At 64.8% G+C, this 19,768-nt stretch carries 20 protein-coding genes; 10 read left to right on the plus strand and 10 right to left on the minus strand.

From position 1 onward, the window contains the following. The 3 genes from LY284_RS26455 to LY284_RS26465 are packed head-to-tail and all read right to left on the minus strand — an operon-like array spanning position 1 to position 2,962. On the minus strand, positions 1 to 1,200 hold the full coding sequence (locus tag LY284_RS26455; RefSeq protein ID WP_233389001.1) for an amino acid aminotransferase: 1,200 nt from the start codon (positions 1,198 to 1,200) through the stop codon (positions 1 to 3). A gap of 24 nt (positions 1,201 to 1,224) precedes the next feature. Continuing rightward, the gene (locus LY284_RS26460; RefSeq protein WP_233389004.1) at positions 1,225 to 2,613 is read right to left on the minus strand and encodes an amino acid permease; all 1,389 of its coding nucleotides are present in this window, start codon (positions 2,611 to 2,613) and stop codon (positions 1,225 to 1,227) included. 40 nt (positions 2,614 to 2,653) lie between these two features. Next, complete coding sequence (locus LY284_RS26465) at positions 2,654 to 2,962, minus strand: hypothetical protein (RefSeq protein WP_233389005.1); 309 nt, start codon at positions 2,960 to 2,962, stop codon at positions 2,654 to 2,656. On the opposite strand from LY284_RS26465, the gene LY284_RS26470 reads away from it, so the two are divergent. Together LY284_RS26470 and LY284_RS26475 are read left to right on the plus strand one after the other, a co-directional pair. Beyond that, on the plus strand, positions 2,961 to 3,224 hold the full coding sequence (locus LY284_RS26470; RefSeq protein ID WP_233389007.1) for a hypothetical protein: 264 nt from the start codon (positions 2,961 to 2,963) through the stop codon (positions 3,222 to 3,224). The genes LY284_RS26465 and LY284_RS26470 overlap by 2 nt on opposite strands. Positions 3,225 to 3,309: 85 nt before the next feature. Then, positions 3,310 to 3,471 (plus strand): hypothetical protein, encoded by a 162-nt coding sequence (locus LY284_RS26475; RefSeq protein ID WP_233389009.1) that lies wholly within the window; start codon positions 3,310 to 3,312, stop codon positions 3,469 to 3,471. Between the two features lie 60 nt (positions 3,472 to 3,531). Here LY284_RS26475 and aroQ read toward each other — a convergent pair whose 3' ends face one another. The 3 genes from aroQ to LY284_RS26490 all read right to left on the minus strand — a co-directional run bounded on the left by aroQ (position 3,532) and on the right by LY284_RS26490 (position 6,580). Further along, a complete protein-coding gene (gene aroQ, locus LY284_RS26480; RefSeq protein WP_014253094.1) occupies positions 3,532 to 3,978 on the minus strand; it encodes a type II 3-dehydroquinate dehydratase in 447 nt (148 codons plus the stop codon). Positions 3,979 to 4,009: 31 nt separating this feature from the next. Then, positions 4,010 to 5,068 carry a Gfo/Idh/MocA family protein gene (locus LY284_RS26485; RefSeq protein ID WP_075644318.1) on the minus strand — a complete coding sequence of 353 codons (1,059 nt, stop codon included), beginning with the start codon at positions 5,066 to 5,068 and terminating at the stop codon, positions 4,010 to 4,012. Between the two features lie 90 nt (positions 5,069 to 5,158). After that, complete coding sequence (locus tag LY284_RS26490) at positions 5,159 to 6,580, minus strand: MFS transporter (protein WP_233389011.1); 1,422 nt, start codon at positions 6,578 to 6,580, stop codon at positions 5,159 to 5,161. Positions 6,581 to 6,967: 387 nt separating this feature from the next. Between LY284_RS26490 and LY284_RS26495 the strand changes: the two genes are divergently transcribed. Beyond that, positions 6,968 to 8,542: a sensor domain-containing diguanylate cyclase gene (locus LY284_RS26495; protein ID WP_233389013.1), complete on the plus strand. Its 1,575-nt coding sequence runs from the start codon at positions 6,968 to 6,970 to the stop codon at positions 8,540 to 8,542. A gap of 122 nt (positions 8,543 to 8,664) precedes the next feature. Then, positions 8,665 to 8,850, plus strand: a complete 186-nt coding sequence (locus LY284_RS26500) for a hypothetical protein (protein WP_233389015.1) — start codon at positions 8,665 to 8,667, stop codon at positions 8,848 to 8,850. 32 nt (positions 8,851 to 8,882) lie between these two features. On the opposite strand, the gene LY284_RS26505 is transcribed toward LY284_RS26500, so the two are convergent. The 3 genes from LY284_RS26505 to LY284_RS26515 form a co-directional block, all read right to left on the minus strand. Further along, positions 8,883 to 9,545 carry a response regulator transcription factor gene (locus LY284_RS26505; RefSeq protein ID WP_233389018.1) on the minus strand — a complete coding sequence of 221 codons (663 nt, stop codon included), beginning with the start codon at positions 9,543 to 9,545 and terminating at the stop codon, positions 8,883 to 8,885. Next, positions 9,535 to 11,385 (minus strand): ATP-binding protein, encoded by a 1,851-nt coding sequence (locus LY284_RS26510; protein WP_233389019.1) that lies wholly within the window; start codon positions 11,383 to 11,385, stop codon positions 9,535 to 9,537. Before LY284_RS26510 ends, LY284_RS26505 begins: the two co-directional genes overlap by 11 nt. 128 nt (positions 11,386 to 11,513) lie before the next feature. Further along, positions 11,514 to 11,870: a response regulator transcription factor gene (locus LY284_RS26515; protein ID WP_144404117.1), complete on the minus strand. Its 357-nt coding sequence runs from the start codon at positions 11,868 to 11,870 to the stop codon at positions 11,514 to 11,516. Between the two features lie 226 nt (positions 11,871 to 12,096). Between LY284_RS26515 and LY284_RS26520 the strand changes: the two genes are divergently transcribed. Then, a complete protein-coding gene (locus LY284_RS26520; protein ID WP_233389021.1) occupies positions 12,097 to 13,320 on the plus strand; it encodes an MFS transporter in 1,224 nt (407 codons plus the stop codon). Positions 13,321 to 13,412: 92 nt separating this feature from the next. After that, the gene (locus LY284_RS26525) at positions 13,413 to 14,363 is read left to right on the plus strand and encodes a LysR family transcriptional regulator (RefSeq protein WP_233389023.1); all 951 of its coding nucleotides are present in this window, start codon (positions 13,413 to 13,415) and stop codon (positions 14,361 to 14,363) included. Here LY284_RS26525 and pssA read toward each other — a convergent pair. Beyond that, positions 14,353 to 14,961 (minus strand): CDP-diacylglycerol--serine O-phosphatidyltransferase, encoded by a 609-nt coding sequence (gene pssA / locus LY284_RS26530; RefSeq protein WP_014253085.1) that lies wholly within the window; start codon positions 14,959 to 14,961, stop codon positions 14,353 to 14,355. The genes LY284_RS26525 and pssA overlap by 11 nt on opposite strands. A gap of 173 nt (positions 14,962 to 15,134) precedes the next feature. Here pssA and LY284_RS26535 point away from each other — a divergent pair, with 173 nt between their 5' ends. Genes LY284_RS26535 through LY284_RS26550 form a run of 4 tightly spaced genes read left to right on the plus strand, consistent with a single transcriptional unit; the run spans position 15,135 to position 19,688 of the window. Then, positions 15,135 to 15,623 (plus strand): MerR family transcriptional regulator, encoded by a 489-nt coding sequence (locus LY284_RS26535; RefSeq protein ID WP_233389025.1) that lies wholly within the window; start codon positions 15,135 to 15,137, stop codon positions 15,621 to 15,623. Next, positions 15,620 to 17,176 (plus strand): MFS transporter, encoded by a 1,557-nt coding sequence (locus LY284_RS26540; RefSeq protein ID WP_233389027.1) that lies wholly within the window; start codon positions 15,620 to 15,622, stop codon positions 17,174 to 17,176. The genes LY284_RS26535 and LY284_RS26540 overlap by 4 nt, the downstream gene beginning before the upstream one ends. A gap of 51 nt (positions 17,177 to 17,227) precedes the next feature. Then, positions 17,228 to 18,835, plus strand: coding sequence for an acyl-CoA synthetase (locus LY284_RS26545; protein ID WP_233389029.1), 1,608 nt, complete (start codon positions 17,228 to 17,230; stop codon positions 18,833 to 18,835). Continuing rightward, complete coding sequence (locus LY284_RS26550; protein ID WP_233389031.1) at positions 18,825 to 19,688, plus strand: cytochrome c; 864 nt, start codon at positions 18,825 to 18,827, stop codon at positions 19,686 to 19,688. The genes LY284_RS26545 and LY284_RS26550 overlap by 11 nt, the downstream gene beginning before the upstream one ends. The last annotated feature ends 80 nt before the right edge of the window (positions 19,689 to 19,768 follow it).

Raw genomic sequence — 19,768 nt, forward strand, 5'->3', positions numbered from 1 at the left:
TTACTGTGGCGCGAGCACCTTGCCGATCGCATCGGCGACGGCCTGCACGTTGCGCTCGTTCAGGCCCGCGACGCACATGCGGCCCGAGCGCAGGATATACACGCCGAACTCTTCTTTCAGCCGGTCGGCCTGTTCCGCGACGAGGCCCGTGTACGTGAACATGCCGCGCTGCTTCACGTAGCGCGTGAGCATTTCGCCGCGCACATGATCCTTCAGTCCGTCGTGGATCGCCTGACGCATGCGCGCGATGCGCTGGCACATCGACGCGAGTTCCTTTTCCCACGACTGCTTCAGTTCGGGCGTGTTCAGCACGTGCGTCACGATCTTCGCGCCGTGCGTCGGCGGATTGCTGTAGTTCGCGCGCACCGCGCTCGTCAACTGGCCGAGCACGCGGTCGGCTTCGGCGGCGTCGTCGCAGATCACGTGCAGGCCGCCGCAGCGCTCGCCGTACAGCGAGAAATTCTTCGAGAACGAATTGGCGATGAACGCCGGCACGCCGCGGCGCGCGAGTTCGCGCACGGCGAACGCGTCGTCGTCGAGACCGGAACCGAAGCCCTGATACGCCATATCGACGAACGGCAGCAGATCGCGCTTTTGCAGCACGTCGATGAGCTTGAGCCATTGCGCCTGATCCAGATCGACGCCCGTCGGGTTATGGCAGCACGCATGCAGCAGCACGACGCTCTTCGCGGGCAGCTCGTCGATGCCTTCGAGCATCGCATCGAAGCGCAGGCCGCCGGTGGCTTCGTCGTAATACGGGTACGTGTTCACCTCGAAACCCGCGCGCTCGAAGATGAAGCGATGGTTTTCCCACGTCGGATCGCTCACCCACACCTTCGATTGCGGGAAATAGCGCTTGATGAAATCGGCGCCCACTTTCAGCGCGCCCGAACCGCCGAGCGTCTGCACCGTGGCGATGCGGCCCGCGGCGCGCGCGGGGCTGTCGTGGCCGAACACGAGCTGCTGCACGGCGTCGCGATAGTGCGCGAAACCGGCCATCGGCAGATACGGTTTCGGGCCGAGCTCTTTCAGGATCGACAGTTCCGCTTCGCGAACCGCCTGCATCACGGGCAGACGGCCTTCGTCGTCGAAGTAAATGCCGATGCTCAGATTGACCTTGTTCGTGCGCGGGTCCTTCTGGAAGTTTTCGTTCAGCGAGAGGATCGGGTCGCCGGGGTAGGCATCGATATGTTCGAACATGGTATGTGTGTCGGAGCGAGGATTTCAGCGGGATTCGAGACGGCCGGCGCGTTGCGCGTCAGCGCCCCGTTTTTTGAGATAGTAGCCGATTACGAGAACGGCCAGCCAAACCGGGATCAGGTACACGGACAGCCGCAGGTCCGGCGTCTCGAACATCACCCAGACGATCCCCGCGAGGAACGCGAGCACCACGTAGTTCGTGAGCGGATAGCCGAAGCTGCGGAACAGGGTCGTTTCGTTGCGCGCGCGCTTTTGCCGCCGGAACTTGAGATGGATGATGCTGATCATCGCCCAGTTGATGACGAGCGCCGACACCGCGAGCCCCATCAGCAGGCCGAACGCGCGGCCCGGCATCACATAGTTGATGACGACGCACGCCGCCGTCACGAGCGCCGAGACGCCGAGCGCTGTCAGCGGAATGCCCCGCGCGCTCACGTTTGCAAACATGCGCGGCGCGTTGCCTTGCTGCGCGAGGCCGTAGAGCATGCGGCTATTCGCGTAGACGCCGCTGTTGTACACGGACAGCGCGGCGGTCAGCACGATTACGTTGAGCACGTTGGCGACGAGCGTGCTGTTCATCTCGCGGAAAATCAGCACGAACGGGCTGCCGCCGGTCGCAACCTTGTCCCACGGATACAGCGCAAGCAGCACGCCGAGCGCGCCGACATAAAAAATGAGAATGCGGTAAATGACCTGATTGGTCGCGCGCGGAATGCTTTTCGACGGATCTTCCGCTTCCGCCGCCGTGATGCCCACGAGTTCCAGGCCGCCGAACGAAAACATGATCACGGCCATCGACATCACGAGTCCGTTCACGCCGTTCGGAAAGAAACCGCCGAGTTGCCACAGGTTCGCGACGCTCGCCTCCGGACCGGCCTTACCCGATGCGAGCAGATAGCCGCCGAAAAGAATCATCCCGACGATCGCCGCGACTTTCACGATGGCGAACCAGAACTCCGTCTCGCCGTACGACTTCACGCTCGTCAGGTTGATCGCGTTGACGATCACGAAGCACGCGAGCGCCGATACCCACGTCGGCAAAGCCGGCCACCAGTACTGCATGTAGATGCCGATCGCCGAGAGCTCGGCCATGCTCACCAGGATGTAAATGGCCCAGTAATTCCATCCCGAAATGAAGCCGGACGCGTGCCCCCAGTACTTGTCCGCGAAATGGCTGAAGGAGCCCGCGACCGGCTCGTCCACGATCATCTCGCCCAGTTGCCGCATGATGAAAAACGCCATCACGCCGGCGATCGCGTAGCCGAGCAGCACGGAGGGCCCGGCGAGTTTGATCGTTTGCGCGACGCCGAGAAAAAGTCCGGTGCCGATCGCGCCGCCGAGCGCGATCAGCTGAATGTGGCGGCTTTTCAGGCCGCGCTTGAGAGAAGCTTCGTTCGTGTTGCCCTGAACCATGTCGATGTTAAATGCCTGCTGTATCGCACAAATTACCGCTTTAGAAGCGCCGCTCGCTTTCCTGCCTCATTCCGACCTTCGCACGCACCGCCAATCGGGCAAAAAGTGTGGTTTTTTGGTGCGGATGGTCATATTGGCCGGCGGAAAAAACGCTCACTATCTCGGCAAGGGAGTCTGCGATTTTACCGCCCGGCGGCCCGCAGACCTTGCTGAGTGGACAACCCGCGATCGCGCGCCAATCTTCAGAGCGAACAACAAACGATTTGAGACCGGAATCAGGTGTTATTCGGAGGATTGATTTCGGCGCGACGGCGGACAATCGCATCATCCACTCACGGGGAGTCGCCATGTATCAGTCGATGGAAGGAAACGCCAGGCCGCATCGTACGGCGGAGCGTTTCGCTGAAGCACCGCAGGACGGCACGCCGGCCACGCAGGCCGAGTTGCTGAGCACGCTGCAGTCGGTGTCGGACAACATCATGCGACTCGCCGGGCGTTTGCACGCCGGGCGCGATGCCACCGACGCCGACGCCGTGTCGATCACCGAGCAGCAGGCGCTCGCGGAGCAGTTGATCGGCCGGTTGCTGGCGATGCCCGCGTCGCAGGCGTGACAGGACCAAGGGACCGGGAAACAGGAAACAAGATCTAAGCGCGAGAGCGGACGCACGCCGCTCCGCGTTCATCGGGGAAGTGAAAATGAACTACTTGACCATCATCGCCGTAGTGTGGGGACTGTGCGCAGTGTGCGCGGTGTTGTTCATCCGCGGCGCAGCGCAGCGCAATCCGGAGCCGCTGCGTCCGCAGGCGGAGCGCGAGCCGAAAGCGGGCCGCTCGCAGGATTTCAGCCGCCCGGCCTGACCCGATGAACCGGCGAGGCGCAACCACGCCTCGCCGCTTGCTTCACCTGCCTGATCGGCCTTACTTGCCCGCGTTGATCGCGGCGACCGCCGCACGCAGGCCCAGCAGATAGCTGTCCACGCCGAATCCCGAAATCTGTCCCTTCGCGATTTCCGCGAATACCGATTTGTGGCGGAATTCCTCGCGCGCATGCACGTGCGACATATGCACTTCGATGATCGGTGCGCTCAGAATGGCGAGCGCATCGCGGATCGCGTAGCTGTAATGCGTCCACGCGCCCGCGTTGATGACGATCGCATCGACTTTTTCCTCGAACGCGCGGTGAATGCGCGAGCACATTTCGCCTTCGATATTCGTCTGGTAGCACTCCACGTCCACGCCCAGCTCCTTGCCTAGCGCGGCCATTTGCTCGTCGATTTGCGCGAGCGTCGCCGTGCCGTACTGCTTCGGATCGCGCTTGCCGAACATGTTGAGGTTGACGCCATGGAGCGTCAGGATCTTTGCCATGAGATTTCCTTGCGTGGAGAGTTAAGCGGAGTCAAGCGATTTCGACGATGCCGCCCGTGCTGGCGGCAAGCACGATAGCCTCGGTAATGCGCAGATTCTGCAGCCCGTCGCGCGCGCTGACAATAGGCTCGGCTTCGCCACGCACCACACTTGCGAAATGCGCCATCTGATGCGCGAGCGGATCGTCGCGCGTCATCGGCACGATGCTTTCCTCGAACGGCTTCCACCACGAGCGATCTTCGGCGCGGGCGTAGGACTTGAGACGCATCGTCGGCACGGAAAGCGAGCCAGTCGTGCCCGCGATCACGTAGCAGTCTTCGTCGGGATACGTGGCATACGCCTTGTTCTCCTGCGAGGTCTGCTCCCAGCTGCGCGGGCACGCGGCCGTATCGGACAGCATGAACGTGCCGAGCGCGCCGCTTGCGAAACGCAGATTGATCGCCACCGTATCTTCGACGGGAAAGCCGCGCGTCGCGTGCGAAGCGAACGCCTGCACCGCGACGATATCGCCGCACAGCATGCGCAGATTGTGCACCTCGTGGATCATGTTCAAGAGGATCGGGCCGGCGCCCGGCTCGCGCCGCCACGGCGCGCTCGCGTAATACTCGTCGGGCTTGAAGAACACGGCGCTGCCCATCACCGCGACGAGCTTGCCGAGCCGCCCTTCCTCGATCACTTGCCTCGCGCGCGCCATGATCGGGCTATGCGCGCGATGATGCCCAATCAGCACTTTCACGCCCGAGCGTTCGGTTTCGTCGACGAGCGCCTGCGCTTCCTCGACGGTCGGCGCGATCGGCTTTTCCAGTAGCATCGGCACGCCCGCCGCGAGACAGATGCGCGCATGCTCGACGTGCAACTGATTCGGCGTCGCGAGCACGATGCCGTCGGGACGGTCTTTCGCGAGCAGTTCATCGAGCGTCCTGTAGAGCGGCACGCCCGCTTTTTCCGCGATGGCGGCGGCCGCCGGCGCCGGATCGACGATGGCCGACAGCGTGCAATCCGCGCTCGTCTGCGCGACGCCCATGTGCGCCTGTCCGATATAGCCCGCACCCGCCACCGCGATACGTGTCTTGCCTGAGTCTGTGTTCACTTCGATTCCACCGTGTCAAAAAGAAAACGCGAGTTCACCCCGGCGGCGCGTTTTCACGCACCGCCCGAGAAGGAAAAAAGCAAAGGAGATTTAAGAAGCGCGCGCGTTGGCGACCGATTCCGCCCGCAGCCGGTCGTACTCCGCTTTCTCGACGGGCCGCGCGTTCGCTTCGCCGAGCTGGTTGAGCGGAATGCGATACGTCTCCCGCGCGCTCCACGCGGCGATCGCCGAGATGATCGTCACGGCGAGCGTGATCGAGCCGATCGTGAACGGAATGTTGGTCGATCCGGGCGGCGCGACGGTCGCGAAGAGCGCGGGCAGCAGCGCCGTGATCGTGGTGCCGACGTTCTGCGAGATGGCCATCGCGGAGACGCGCGTGCGCGTCGGGAAGAGCTCGGGATAGAAGCTCGGGAAGATCGCGTTATAGCCCTGATACACGATGCCCCACATGATCAGCGACGCGAAGATCGCGAGCCAGACGTTGTGGATGCTGATCGCGTACAGATACAGATACGACAGCACCCCGGAAGCGAGCGCGCCGACGATGATCGGCGGCTTGCGCCCGATCTTGTCCGACAGGTTGCCGACGAGCGGAATCACCAGCACGGCGAGAATGTTGCCGACGACCGGAATCCACAGATACACGCTCTTGTGAAAGCCGACGCCGTAGGCCGCCTGCACCGCGTACGCCGCGCCGAAGATGGTCGCGACCACGGGAATCACGTTCATCAGCGCCATGCAGACGACGCGGAACATGTCGCCCAGGTTGTACTTGAAGGCATCGACGATCGGCGAGCGCGGCACCGCGCCCTTTTCGCCTTCGTTCTCGAACGCGGGGGTCTCGTGCACTTCGCGCCGGATGATGTAGCCCGCGATCAGCACGAACGCCGAGAGCAGGAACGGAATGCGCCAGCCCCACGCATTGAACGCGTCCTCGGGCATGTAGTACGCGAGCGGCAGAAACACGGCCGCGGCGAGAATCTGCCCGGCCTGCACGCCTTGCAGCGTAAAGCTCGCGAAGAAGCCGCGCCGCCCGAACGGCGCGTGTTCGAGAATCATCGAGCTCGCGCCTGAGATTTCACCCGCGACCGCGAAGCCCTGCACCAGACGCAGGATCACGAGCAGCGTGGGCGCGAGCATGCCGACGCTGTGATACGTCGGCAAGAGGCCGACGGCCATCGTCGAGACGCCCATCAGGAACATGCACAGCACGAGCACGGTCTTGCGGCCGTGCGTGTCGCCCCAGTGGCCGAGCACGAATGCACCGATCGGCCGCGCGACGTAGCCGACGCCATATGTTGCGAGCGACGCGACGATCGCCACTTTCGGATTGCCCGATGGAAAGAAAAGCTGCGGGAAGATCAGCGCGGCGGCCTGCGCGTAGATGAAGAAGTCGTAGTATTCGAGCGCCGAGCCGATCCAGCCGCTCGCGGTCGCCTTCTTCGTCTGCTTGTGGTTATCGGCGTGCGACGCGCCTTTTGCACCGGGCGGTGTGACAGAGTTCGTATCCATGATGTCTCCATTTTTGGGTCGCGCGACGGTTCTTGCGGCCGGCTTCGCGACATTGTCCTTACAGCGATATCACAGTTTCACTCGACGGCATCCGATGCGCGGCGCGCAGGGACATCCACTCATGATCGTCTTTGAAACGAAAGCTTTCGATGAGGCAAAACCCGTGCGCGCGGTGAATTTGGAAGGACTGGGACGTAAATTACTATGTCGCCTGGAAAACATAATCCGGCTGAGAGGAAAGTCAGAATGCGCTGTGGGAGAATAATCTCGACCTGTGGCGCGGAGGGCCGCGTCGCTGCCTAAAGTTTGTGCAAACCACGCCGTAAACACGAACACCTGCGGTGAGAGCACCGCCGTTGTTTTTCATTGCGCCCGCCCGTCTTCCGTATGTCAGGCAATCCGTCCCTGATCGATTCGATTCTCGCCACACCGGCGACAGAGGACGGACGCATCACGCCCGCGATTCGCGCGTGGCTTTTGTCGACGCTCGTCGAGGATATTCGTCCGCTGCTGCTCTCGGGCATCTCTGGCGCGTTCGTCGCGCTGATCGCGCTCGGCCGCCAGCCGGCGGTGTGGACGGTCATCTGGATCGCATGCGACCTGTTTCTGCTCGCCGTGCGGCTTGCGATCGTGTGCCGTTATCGCGCGCAGCGCAGGCCGGGCGCGCCGCAACCCGGTCCGTGGGCCGCGCGCTATGCACCGTTCGCGCTCCTGACGTGTCTTGCGACCGGCCTCGGCACGATGGCCTGCGTCATTTCCGGCGACGCAGTGCTCGCTGCGCTCGCGATCATGGTGACGGCGGGACTGCTCGGCGGCGTCGCGTCGCGCAATGCAGGCACGCCGCATCTCGCGATCGCGCAGGTCTGCCTGGGCGCGCTGCCCATCGGCGTCGGCGGGCTTTTCGGGCCGGCGGGTTACTGGATACTCGTGCCGCCGCTCTTTCTATACATCGTCGCGATGTGCGCGGTCGTCCAGCGCCATTACCGCGGCCTCGTCGCGCTGATGACGGCCGAGCGCGGCCATGCCGAAATCGCCGCGCGCTTCGACGCGGCGCTCGCGCACATGCCGCATGGCCTGTGCACCGTGGATGCCTCCGGCAAGGTGGTGATCGCGAACCGCAAGGCGGCGGAACTGTTCGGCGCGAGCGCGGACATGCTGCGGCTCGACGTGTCCTTGCCGGAATTCATCGGCTATGTCGGGCTCGCGAAATTCGGCGACACGCTGCGCGCGCAGTTTCCCGAGCGCTGCGCGCACTGGCTGAAGGAGGGCTGCCTGCCGCTCGATCTGCCCTTGCGCGACGGGCGGCATCTCGAATTGAGCCGCAACCCGGTGCCGGACGGCAGCGCGGTCATCATCATCGAGGACGTGACGGAGCGCCGCAAAGCGGAAGCGAAAATCCTGCACTGGGCGCATCACGATTCGCTCACGGGGCTGCCGAACCGGCGTTATCTCGGCGACCACGCCGAACGGATGATGGCGAGCGGCGCGGGCCGCGACAAGGTGATGGTGATGTACGTCGATCTCGACGGCTTCAAGCGCGTGAACGACACGCACGGCCACAACGCCGGCGACGAACTGCTCAAGCTCGTCGCCGACCGCCTGCGCAACGCGATGCGCCGCGGCGAACTGGCCGCGCGTCTCGGCGGCGACGAATTCGCCATCGTCGCGGCCTATGTCGCGGATGCATCGAGCGCGGCCTTCGCCCGCAAGATCATTCGCGAGCTCTCGGTGCCCTACGCGCTCTCGTGCGGGCTGACGCTGCGCGTCGGCGTGAGCGTCGGCATTGCGCTCGCGCGCGTCGGCGAGCCGTTCGAAAGCGCGCTGAAACGCGCCGACGCCGCGCTCTATGAGGCGAAATCGGAAGCGCGCGGCAGCTATCGCTTTTCCGATGGCGACGGCGAAGCCGTCACGAACGACGAGCAGGCCGTCGCCGCGATCGCCGACCGCGGCCGCGCATGGTAGCTGCGCAGAGGAAGCAGTATCGGCATCAAACGTTCGTATGAGCGCGCCGAGTCGTTCGTAGAATGGCCGGCGCGCGTGCGCTTCTCTAAGCTGATGTCATGGTCACGCAGCGGGAGCGCATCATGAGCGATACATCGACACGCAGGCTGTTATCGGGTTGCGCCGCCGTGCTGGCGTTCGGCGCGTGGTATTCGTTCAGCGCGCCGCATGACTGGAGCGCGCTGGATCGTGCGGGGCACGACACGGAATTGCCGCTGGAGCGGGCGGCGGCAATGGAAGCAGCGATGGTCCTGAAGACGCACGAGTGAGTGACGCGGCGCTCGCCGCGGCAGCGAGAAACTTACAGCCTCTGCGCCCGCGAAGCCACCGACGCCCCTAGCGGCATCTTCACGCCGAGCGCCTCCGCCTTCAGCACGAGGTCCGCGAGCGATCGTGCCGCCATCTTCTTCATCGCCTGGCCGCGATGAATCTTCACCGTGATCTCGCTCAGGCTCATCTCCGCCGCGATCTGCTTGTTCATCAGGCCCGACACGACGAACGCCATCACCTCTCTCTCGCGCGGTGTGAGCGATTCATACGAGCGCCGCAAGTCCGCCACCGACCGGCTCGCCGCGCGCCGCTCCTCGTCGGCGTCCAGCGCCTGCGCGACGGCGTCGAGCATGTCCTGATCGCGGAACGGCTTCGCCAGAAAGTCCTTCGCGCCGGCCTTCATCGCCTTCACCGTCATCGCGATATCGCCGTGCGCGGTCATGAAGACGATCGGCAAGCCCAACTGGCTCGCGGCCATCTGCTCCTGCACGGCGAGGCCGCTCTGCCCTTTGAGCCGCACGTCGAGAATCAGGCAGCTCGGCACCTCGGGCATGTCGTACGCGAGGAACTCGTGCGCGGACGCGAACGTCGTCACGTTCAGGCCGACGGAGCGCAGCAGCATGCGCAACGCATCGCGCATGGATTCGTCGTCGTCGACCACGTAGACCATCGCGCCGTCCTTCTCAAAGCTCATCGTCGTCCCCTTCGTTGTCGGGCAGCACGAAGCACAAGCGCGCGCCGCCTTCCTCGGGCGCTTCCGCCCAGATCCTGCCGCCGTGCGCCTCGATGATCGAGCGGCAGATCGACAAGCCCATGCCCATGCCCTCGGCCTTGGTCGTGAAGAAGGCGTCGAAAAGCCGACGCGCATTTTCTTCGCTCACGCCCGTGCCGGAATCCTGCACCGTGATCTGCGCATAGCCGGCGTCGCTCGCGCTCGCGCCCGTCACGATGCGCAGCGCGCGCGGCCCGTGTACGCCGGACATCGCCTGCGCGGCGTTCATGATCAGATTGATGAGCACCTGCTGCAACTGCACGCGATCGCAACGCACCGTCGGCGAAGGTGCGGCCAGTTCGGTGCGCACGTCCACGCGATGCCGGTCGAGCTCGCGCCGCACCAGTTCGATCGTCTCGCCGACGATCTCGTTCACGTCGAGCGTCGCAAGCTGGCTGTCGCGCTTTCGCGCCATCGCGCGGATCCGGGCGATGACCTCGCTCGCGCGCTTGGCGTCGCGGATCATCTGCGCGATCGACTGCTGCGCCTCGGCGATCTCCGGCTGCGGGCGGTTGAGCCAGCGCAGCCCGGCGTCGCCGCTCGTGACGATCGCGGCCATCGGCTGCGTGACTTCATGCGCGATCGACGCGGCCAGTTCGCCCAGCATCGTGACGCGCGTGACGTGCGCAAGCTCGGCAGTCGAGCGCGCGAGTGCTTCCTGCGCGCGCTTGGTGTCGGTGACGTCCATCAGCGCGCCGACATATTCGTCGCCGTCGCTTTCCGTCAATGCACGATGCGCGACGAAATGCACGTGCTTCACCGATCCGTCCGGCAGCAGCAGCCGATGCTCGATCTCGATGTCGCACGCGCCCGCCTCGGCCGCCTGATGCGCGCCGCGCACGATTTCGAGGTCGTCGGGATGCGTGCGCGCGAGCACCGCGTCGATGGACGGCGTGATGTCGCGCGGATAGTCGAAGATGCGGTACGCCTCGTCGGACCACCACATCGTGCCGGCGGGCAGGCGCGTCGCGATGCTGCCGGTGCGCGAAAGGCGCTGCGCGTCGAGCAGGAACGCCTCGCTGCGCTGCAAGGCATCGCGCTGGCACTGCAGTTCGGCTTCCATGCGCTTGCGCGGGGTGATGTCGTTGCTCGTCGCGAGCACCGCGTGCGGCAGGCCTTTCGCGTCGCGCAGCAAGGCCGCGCGGCTTGCGATCACGATCTCGCCGCCGTCGTGGCGAACGCGCGTGATTTCGCCGTCCCAGCGGCCCGAGCGCAGCAGTTCGGCGTGTATCTGCGTATGCGGCACGGGCGAATTCGATTGCGTCATGCGCTGGATCGGCTGGCCGATCGCCTCTTGCGCCGTAAAGCCGTAAAGCGCTTCCGCGCCGCGGTTCCAGAACGTCACGCGGTCGTTCATGTCGTGCGCGACGATCGCGTCGTGCGTCAGATTGAGCAGTTCGAGCTGCTCCTGCATCTTCGTCGTGGTGGCGAGATTGCGCAGCGAGAGAATCGCCGTCGTGCCGATCGCGAGCAGGCTCACGGCGCAACGCGCGAGCGCGCCGCCCGACACATTCTCGTCGTGCGAAAGAATGAAGCCGACGAGCGTGAGGATCACGCAGCCCCAGGCCGTGCTGACGGTCGCGGTGCGATTGCCCGTCGATGCGACCAGCAGCACGACGATGACATACAGCACCGCGATGGCAATATCGAGCGGCGTGAGCGCGTCGATGAGAAACACGGCGAGTGCGATGGCCGCGGCGAGCATCGACACGATGCGGATATCGTGACGCACCGGGCGCGGCGCGCTTTGAAATGTCTCCATCACAGCCGGTCCAAGCCCGGCGAATGGAGACGAACGACGAACGAAACGAGCGGCAGGGTCATGGGGCGTTCGAAAAGAGCGTTCGTTGAGAACATCGCGGCGCGAAAGGCCGGATGACGCACTGCATTCTATCCCTTCAAAAAGCCTTCTTTGATGCGTTCCAGGCAATCGGCGACGGCCGCGCCATCGACGGGCTTGCTGAGAAAGCACACCGCGCCGCCGTCGATGGCCTGCCGGCGCGCGGCATCGGAAGCGAACGCGGTGATGAACATGACCGGCACGCGCGGTTTCAGCGCGCGCAGACGCTGCTGCAGTTGCAGGCCGGACATGCCGGGCATGTTGAGATCGGTGATGACGCACGCGAGTCCGTCGAGCGGATCGGCATCGAAAAACGACTCGGCCGACGGATACAGGCTCACCTCCCAGCCGAGCGAACGCAGCAGGCTGGAGGAGGCGACGCGGACAGATTCGTCATCGTCGATCACGGAGACTCTTGAAGGCGGTTGCAAGGGCGTTGTCCTGAATTTCGGCGGGCATGGGACCGTCCGCCGCTTGGATGAAGTCATCTTACGCACGCGGCCGCGGCGGCGAAATCATATGTACGTATATGTGGGACGCCGCGCGAACCTTTCATATGACGGAATCGCGGACCGTGCAAGCGCGTTATGCATCGGCGACGTATAGTCGCGGACTGCCATCCAAGGAATCCCCATGTCGACCCCAACATCGACCTCGCTCGACCCGGCCCGGCACGTCCCGCTGACGCGCGGCCTCATCGCGCTGTTCGCTTTTTGCTGCGGCGCGATCGTCGCCAATCTGTATTACGCGCAGCCGATCACCGAACTCATCGCGCCCGATCTGCACATGGCGGGCGGCACCGCGAGCCTGATCGTGTCGCTGACGCAGATCGGCTATGCGCTCGGGCTCTTTTTTATCGTGCCGCTCGGCGATCTGGTCGAAAACCGCAAGCTCATGATCGCGACCGCGCTGGTTTCGATCGCGAGTCTCGCGGCGGCCACGTTCACGCACACGCCCGGCTGGTTCCTCGTGATTTCGCTGCTGATCGGCTTTTCCTCGGTGGCGGTGCAGATTCTGATTCCGCTCGCGGCGCACCTCGCGCCGGACGAATCGCGCGGCAAAGTGGTCGGCACCATCATGAGCGGGCTGTTGCTCGGGATCTTGCTGTCGCGGCCGATATCGAGCCTCGTCGCGGGTCACTTCGGCTGGCGCGCGATGTTCGGGGCCGCCGCCGTGCTCATGATCGGCATTACGACCGTGCTCGCGCTCACCATTCCGAACCGCAAGCCGGATCACCGGGCGACGTACTTCCAGTTGATCGGCTCGCTTGGCCATCTCGTGCGCTCGATGCCGGTGCTGCGTCACCGTTCGCTCTATCAGGGGCTGATGTTTGCGTCGTTCAGCCTCTTCTGGACCGGCATTCCGGTCGAGCTGACGCGGCATTACGGGCTTTCGCAGACGGCCATCGGCATCTTCGCGCTGATCGGCGCGACGGGCGCGACCTCCGCGCCGATCGCCGGGCGCCTTGCCGACGCGGGCCACACGGTGCGCGCGACCTTCATCGCGCTGATTCTCGCGGCGCTCGCGTATTTGCCCGTGGTGTTTCATCCGGCGTGGGGCGTCGGCGCGCTCGTCGTGACGGGCATCGCGCTCGATTTCGCCGTGCAGATGAACATGGTGCTCGGCCAGCGCGAAATCTACGCGCTGCACGCCGCGAGCCGCAACCGGCTGAACGCGGTGTACATGACGAGCATTTTCGTGGGCGGCGCGATCGGCTCGGCTTTCGCGAGCCCGCTCTATGAGCGCGGCGGCTGGACGCTCGTCGCCTGGGTCGCCACGGCTTTCCCGCTCATCGCGATGGCGCATTTCGTCCTGATCGGCCGCCGGCATGCCGCGTACACCTATACGCAAGGATGACTTGCCTGTATGCACGGCTGATGGCGTGAAGCGTTGCGCGAACGTATCTTGATTCCATCGAGGACAACAGCGGAATCGGGAGGCAGGCGGACATGGACAAGCTCTTCAGCATGCGCGTGTTTTCGCGCGTCGCCGAGACCGGCAGCTTCAGCGGTGTGGCGAAGGACATGGATTGCAGCGTAGGCATCGTGTCGCGGGCGGTCGTCTCGCTGGAAGACGACCTGCGCACGCGGCTTTTGCAGCGCACGACGCGCCGCGTCTCGCTCACCGACAGCGGCGCGCGCTATTACCGCAAGTGCAAGACGATTCTCGCCGAAATCGACGCCGCCGACGCCGAAGCCAGCGACGCCGCCACCACGCCGCGCGGCCGCCTGCGCGTGCACGCGGCCCCGGATCTGGGGCTCACGCAACTGATGTCCACCATCGTCGAGTATCGCCGTGCGCATCCGCAAGTGACGGTCGATCTGAAACTGCTTCCCGGCATGCCCGATCTCGTGCAGGAACAGTTCGACGTCTCGGTGCTCTCGGCCGCGGCGCTGCCGGACTCGGGCAACGCGTACCGGATCGTCGGGCGGTTTCAGCGCGTGCTGGTCGCCGCGCCCGCGTATCTCAAGCGCAACGCGGTCGAATCGATCGGCGATCTGCCGATGCACGCGCTCACGCGCATCAACGCGCCGTTCGCGCATCCGTGCGACTGGCATGCGGAGCTTGCATCCTGCGCGGCGGCCCAGGCGGAAGCCGCCGATCAGATCGTGGTGAACGACGCGCAGGCGCTTCGCGTCGCCTTGCTGGCGGGCGCGGGCGTCTCGGCGATGCCGCATTATTTCGTCGCCGACGACATTCGCGCCGGGCGGCTCGTGCGCCTTTTTCCGGACTATCCGCTGCAGGGCGCGAGCGTGTACGCGGTGTATCCGTCGCGCCAGCATGTGGACGCGAAAATCCGGACCTTCGTGGAGTTTTTGTCGGCGTCGCTGAAGGAAAAGTTCGATGCGGCGCCCGCGATCAGCGCTGCGCCGCTCGAAACTCACGAAGTCATGGCTTAGGAATGCGGATGCGGCTGATCATCAGCGAGCCGGAAATCGCGTAGATCAGCACGAGCGGATGCAGCGTGAAACCGCCGATGCGCCATGTGCCGAGCCACATGCTTTCGCCGATCGCGCCGGACCACGCGCCGATGGTCAGCAGCAGCACGATCAGAAACGAAGTCGGAATCGGCGTGCCCTCGAAGTGCGTGACCTTGCCGCTGGCGCCCGACATTTCTTCTGTCGTGACGTTGTAGCGCGCAAGCCGCGACACGCCGCACGCGACGAAGTACGCCAGAATCACGCGGTCATACAACCCGCGCATGCCGAATCCGTAGCCGATGATCGCCGGCGCGACGCCGAACGAGATCACGTCGGCGAGCGAATCCAGTTCCTTGCCCAGCAGCGACGCCTTCTGACGCCAGCGCGCGATGCGGCCGTCGAGCACGTCGAAGACGAGCGCCGCGAACACCAGCGCGCAGGCCAGATAGATATGCAGCACGTCCGAGTCGTCGAGATAGGACATCGACGAGAACAGCGCCCCCGTGCCGCACACCGCATTGCCTAGCGTGAACCAGTCCGCCAGGTGGAAATCGCGGATCATCGAGAATCGTTTCATGCGTTTCGGTTTTCGTGACGTTCGGGCAGCGCCGAAAACCGGCGCCGCGAAGCTGACAAGTCTATCATCGCGCCCCCTTTCCTTAGCACTCCGCATGCCAGCCAAACCTGTACGCGAACGTACAGGTTTGCGTTATACTGCACGGCATCGACTCCGCACTCCCGATGCCCGCCATGTCCACGATCAAGCCCGCGCTGCTCACCATCCGCGATGCCGCCGAACGGCTGCAGGTCACGCCCCGCACGCTCAAGTATTACGAAGAGCGCGGCCTCGTCACGCCCACGCGCAGCGAAGGCCGTTACCGGCTCTACAGCGAGCAGGATCTGGAACTGTTCGCGCGCATTTTGCGGCTGCGCTCGCTCGGTTTCTCGTTGCAAGGCATCGTCGAAATACTGAAACGGCCGATGGAAACGCTCGGCGAAGGCCGCACCGCTTTTTCGGCGTCGTCCTTGCGGGAAATCGAGCAGGCGCTGGCGCAGCAGCTCGACGCGGTGGATGCGCGCATCGCCGCCGTGCGCCGCGAACTGAAGGAAGCGCAGGCGGTGCGCAACGAACTGGCGCACGATCTCGACTATCTGAGACGCAGAATCGCGGGCGAGAGCAAGGAAGCGCTGTTGCAGGAACGCATGGCCGCGCGCAAGCCGCGCACGGATGTCGAATGATCTCGGCGTCGTTTCGTTATCCGAAGCAGCTTGCGGATCGCCTGCTCGGCGATCTCTTTCCGTGGTCCATCGCGCTCGCCACGGGTCTCGATTATTTCGACAACTCGATCTTCTCTTTCTTCACGAGCTATATCGCGGGCGGCGTCAATGCATCGTCCGATGAACTCGTGTGGGCGTCGAGCGCCTATGCCGTCGCGTCGGTGCTCGGCATTCTGCAGCAGCAATGGTGGATCGAGCGGATCGGCAATCGCCGCTATATCGCCGGATGCCTGTTTCTATTCGCCGCGGGCGCCGTGGCGGCCACGTTTTCCGAGTCCGCCATCGAACTCGCGCTCGCACGCGGCTTTCAGGGCTATTTCATCGGCCCGATGATGAGCGCCGCGCGCATTCTGATCCAGACGCGCTTGACGCCGCAGGCACGCCCCGCCGCGACGCGCCGCTTCCTGAACCTGATCCTGCTCCGCACCGCGCTCGCGCCGCTGTGCGGCGGCTATCTCGTCGCGTGGGTCGGCTGGCGCGCGCTATTTTCGTGCACCGCATTCGCGGGCGTGGCGCTCGGCGTGCTGGCATATGTCGCGGTGCCGTCTTCGGGGCGCGTGCATCCCGAAGCGCGCGGCGAGTCGCATTTCTGGCCGTACATCCTCTTCGCGTTCGCGCAAGGCGCGTTGCAGATCGTCATGCAGCAAGTGCGGTTCGAGCTCTTCAGCACGTCGCCGGAACTGATTCTGCTGACGCTCGCCGGACTCGTCGCGCTCGGCTGGTTCGTATGGCATCAGTGGCACCATCCGAAGCCGTTGCTGCGGCTGCACGCGTTGCGCGAGAAGACGTTCCAGGTGGGCATCGTGCTGTACATCGCGTTCTACTACATCAGCAACGCGATGAGCTTTCTCGTCTCGCGCCTGCTCGAAGCCGGGCTCGGCTATCCGGTGGAGAACGCGGGGCGGCTCGTCGGCTTCACGTCGATGGCGTCGCTCGCGATGGCCGTCGTGTATTTTCGCTTTTCATCGCGCATCAAGCACAAGAAGTGGCTGATCATGACGGGCTTTCTGCTCGCCGCGTTCATCGGCGCGTGGATGATCAACATGCCGCCCGATGTCAGCATGCCGTGGCTCGTCGCGCCCATGATCCTGCGCGGCATGCTGCTGCTCTTCATTGCGCTGCCGGTCGCCAACCTGACGTTCCGCATCTTCGCCATCGACGAATACAGTCACGGCTATCGCTTCAAGAACATCGTCAAGCAACTGACCTACTCGTTCTCGACCGCGACCCTCATCATTCTGGAACAGCATCGCGCCGCGCTGCACCAGACGCGGCTCGTCGAATCGGTCAATCCGTTCAATCCGGTCTTCCAGAACACGTATCAAGGCCTGATCGACAGTTTCGAACGCATGGGCCACGGCGCGGCGGCGGCGAAGAGTCTCGCGGTCGGCGAGATCGGCCGGCTCGTCACGCAGCAGGCGAACTTCCTGAGCTCGCTCGACGGCTTCTACTTCATCATCGGCGTTGCGCTGTGCGCGAGCGCGGTCGCGGCCTGGCAGACGCGCATCGACTGATCCGTCTCGAAGTATGATGAGCGCACGATCCACCCTCCCGCGCTCACGCCCATGCTCCCGCCAGGCCACGCCTATGAAGCCGTCGCAGGTCCGTTCGAATGGCGCATTCCCGCGCGCTACAACATCGCGCAGGATGTGTGCGACAAATGGGCCGACGGCTCGGGCCGTCTCGCGCTGATCGTCGAAGCCGCCGATGCCTCGCAACAGCGCTATACCTTCGACGACCTCAAGCGCCTCTCCAACCGCTTCGCCAACGCGATGAAAGCGCAAGGCGTCGTGCGTGGCGACCGCGTGGCGATCTTCGTGCGGCAATCGGTCGAAGCCGCGATCGCGCATCTCGCCGCGTATCGCATGGGCTGCATCGCGGTGCCGCTCTTCGCGCTGTTCGGCATCGATGCGATCGAGTTCCGGCTCGCGCATTCGGGCGCGAAGGCCGTCGTCACGGATGCCGAGGGCGCCGCGAAAATCGCGCAGATTCGCGGCGCGCTGCCGGCGTTGCAGCACCTCTTCGACACCGACACGAACTTCTGGCCCGCGATCGAAACCGCATCCGACGACGACGCGCTCGTCGATACCGCCGCGGACGATCCCGCCGTCATCATTTATACGTCCGGCACGACGGGCAAGCCGAAGGGCGCGCTGCACGGGCATCGCATTCTGCCGGGCCACTTGCCGGGCGTGGAAATGTCGCAGCAGTGCTTTCCGCGCGATGCCACGCTGTTCTGGACGCCCGCGGACTGGGCGTGGATCGGCGGGCTGTTCGACGTGCTCATGCCCTCGTGGCATCACGGCGTGCCGGTGCTCGCGCGCCGCTTCGACAAGTTCGACGGCGTCGCCGCGTTCGATTTGCTCGCGCGCCATAAGGTGAGTCACACGTTCCTGCCGCCGACCGCGCTCAAGATGATGCGCGCGACGCCCCACGCGAAGCGCGACGGTCTCGCGTTGCGCTCGGTGGCGAGCGGCGGCGAATCGCTCGGCGAGGAGTTGCTGTCGTGGGGGCGCGCCATGCTCGGCGTCACCATCAACGAGTTCTACGGGCAGACCGAGTGCAACATGGTGCTGTCGTCGTGCGAAACATGGTTCGAGCCGCGCAACGGCGCGATCGGCCGCGCGGTGCCGGGGCATCGCGTCGCGATCGTCGATGACGACGGCATGCCCGTGCCCAACGGCACGCAAGGACACATCGCGATAGCGCGGCCCGATCCGGTCATGTTCCTCGGCTACTGGCGCGACGAAGCCGCGACCGCGCAGAAGTTTCGCGGCGATTTCCTGCTGACGGGCGATCTCGGCACGCTCGACGGCGACGGCTTCTTCCGCTTCATCGGCCGCGACGACGATGTCATTACGAGCGCGGGCTATCGCATCGGGCCGGGTCCGATCGAGGATTGCCTGCTCAGGCATCCGGCGGTGCGCTTCGCGGCGGTCATCGGCGTGCCGGATGCGCAGCGCACGGAGATCGTGTGCGCGGCCGTCGTGCTGAACGAGGGCTTCGAGCCCGGCGCTGCGCTCGTGCGCGAATTGCAGGAACACGTCCGCACACGCCTCGCGGCGCACGAATATCCGCGCGACGTGCGCTTCGTCACCGAACTGCCGATGACGGCCACGGGCAAGGTCATCCGCAAGTCGCTGCGCACGCAGTTCGCGGGCGATGAACGTTGAGCCGCTTCGCGCGGCCTTTCTTCTGACGGCGATGAACACGAACCTGAAACGCATGATCGCGCTGGCGGGCCTGATGCTCGCCTGCGCGTCGTCGATGGCGGCAAGCCTCGTCATCAACGTGGGCGGCGAACGTTCGCTCACGGCCGAACAACTGCTCGCGCGCCCCGATGCCGCAACGATCCGCGTGCCGAACGACGTCACGTTTCATCGCACGATGACGTATCGCGCGGTGCCGTTGCGCGCCCTGCTCGGTATCGCCGCATTGCCCGCCGACAAGGAACTGCAGATCACCGCCACCGACGGCTTCGTCACGCACCTGCCCGCCAGGCTGCTTTTCGGCGATGCGAAAAAGCGCGCCGAACCGTGGCTCGCGATCGAGACGCCGGACGAGCCGTGGCCGCAGGTTTCGGGCAGCGGCGATATCGGTCCGTTCTATCTCGTCTGGATCGATCCGGCCGCATCGGGCGTGTCCAGCGAGCAATGGCCCTTCAAGGTCGATGCGATCCGCATCGCGCCGACGCTCGCCGCGCGCTGGCCGCAGATCGCGGTCGGCAAGAACGTGCCCGCGGATTCGCCGATCCGCCGCGGCCAGCGCGTCTTCGCGACGCAATGCATGGTGTGCCACAAGCTCAACGGCGCCGGCGACGCCTCGATGGGCCCGGACCTCAACCGGCCGCACAATCCGACCGAATACTTTCAGCCGTGGGTGCTGAAGTCGTTCATCCGCGATCCGAAGTCGATTCGCGCCTGGGCCGACATGAAGATGCCCGGCTTCGACAAGAACGCGCTCAGCGACGGCGATCTCGATGCGGTCATCGCCTATCTCGGCTATATGGCGAAGCACCGGAAGTAAGCGGGCACTAAGGGAAATCCCCACGTTTCATCGCGGCCACTTTGCATACAATGTTCCCGTCAGCCGTCTGAAACGGGGCC

It is taken from the genome of Caballeronia sp. PC1, assembly GCF_021353155.1.
GTDB classification, from domain to species: domain Bacteria; phylum Pseudomonadota; class Gammaproteobacteria; order Burkholderiales; family Burkholderiaceae; genus Caballeronia; species Caballeronia cordobensis.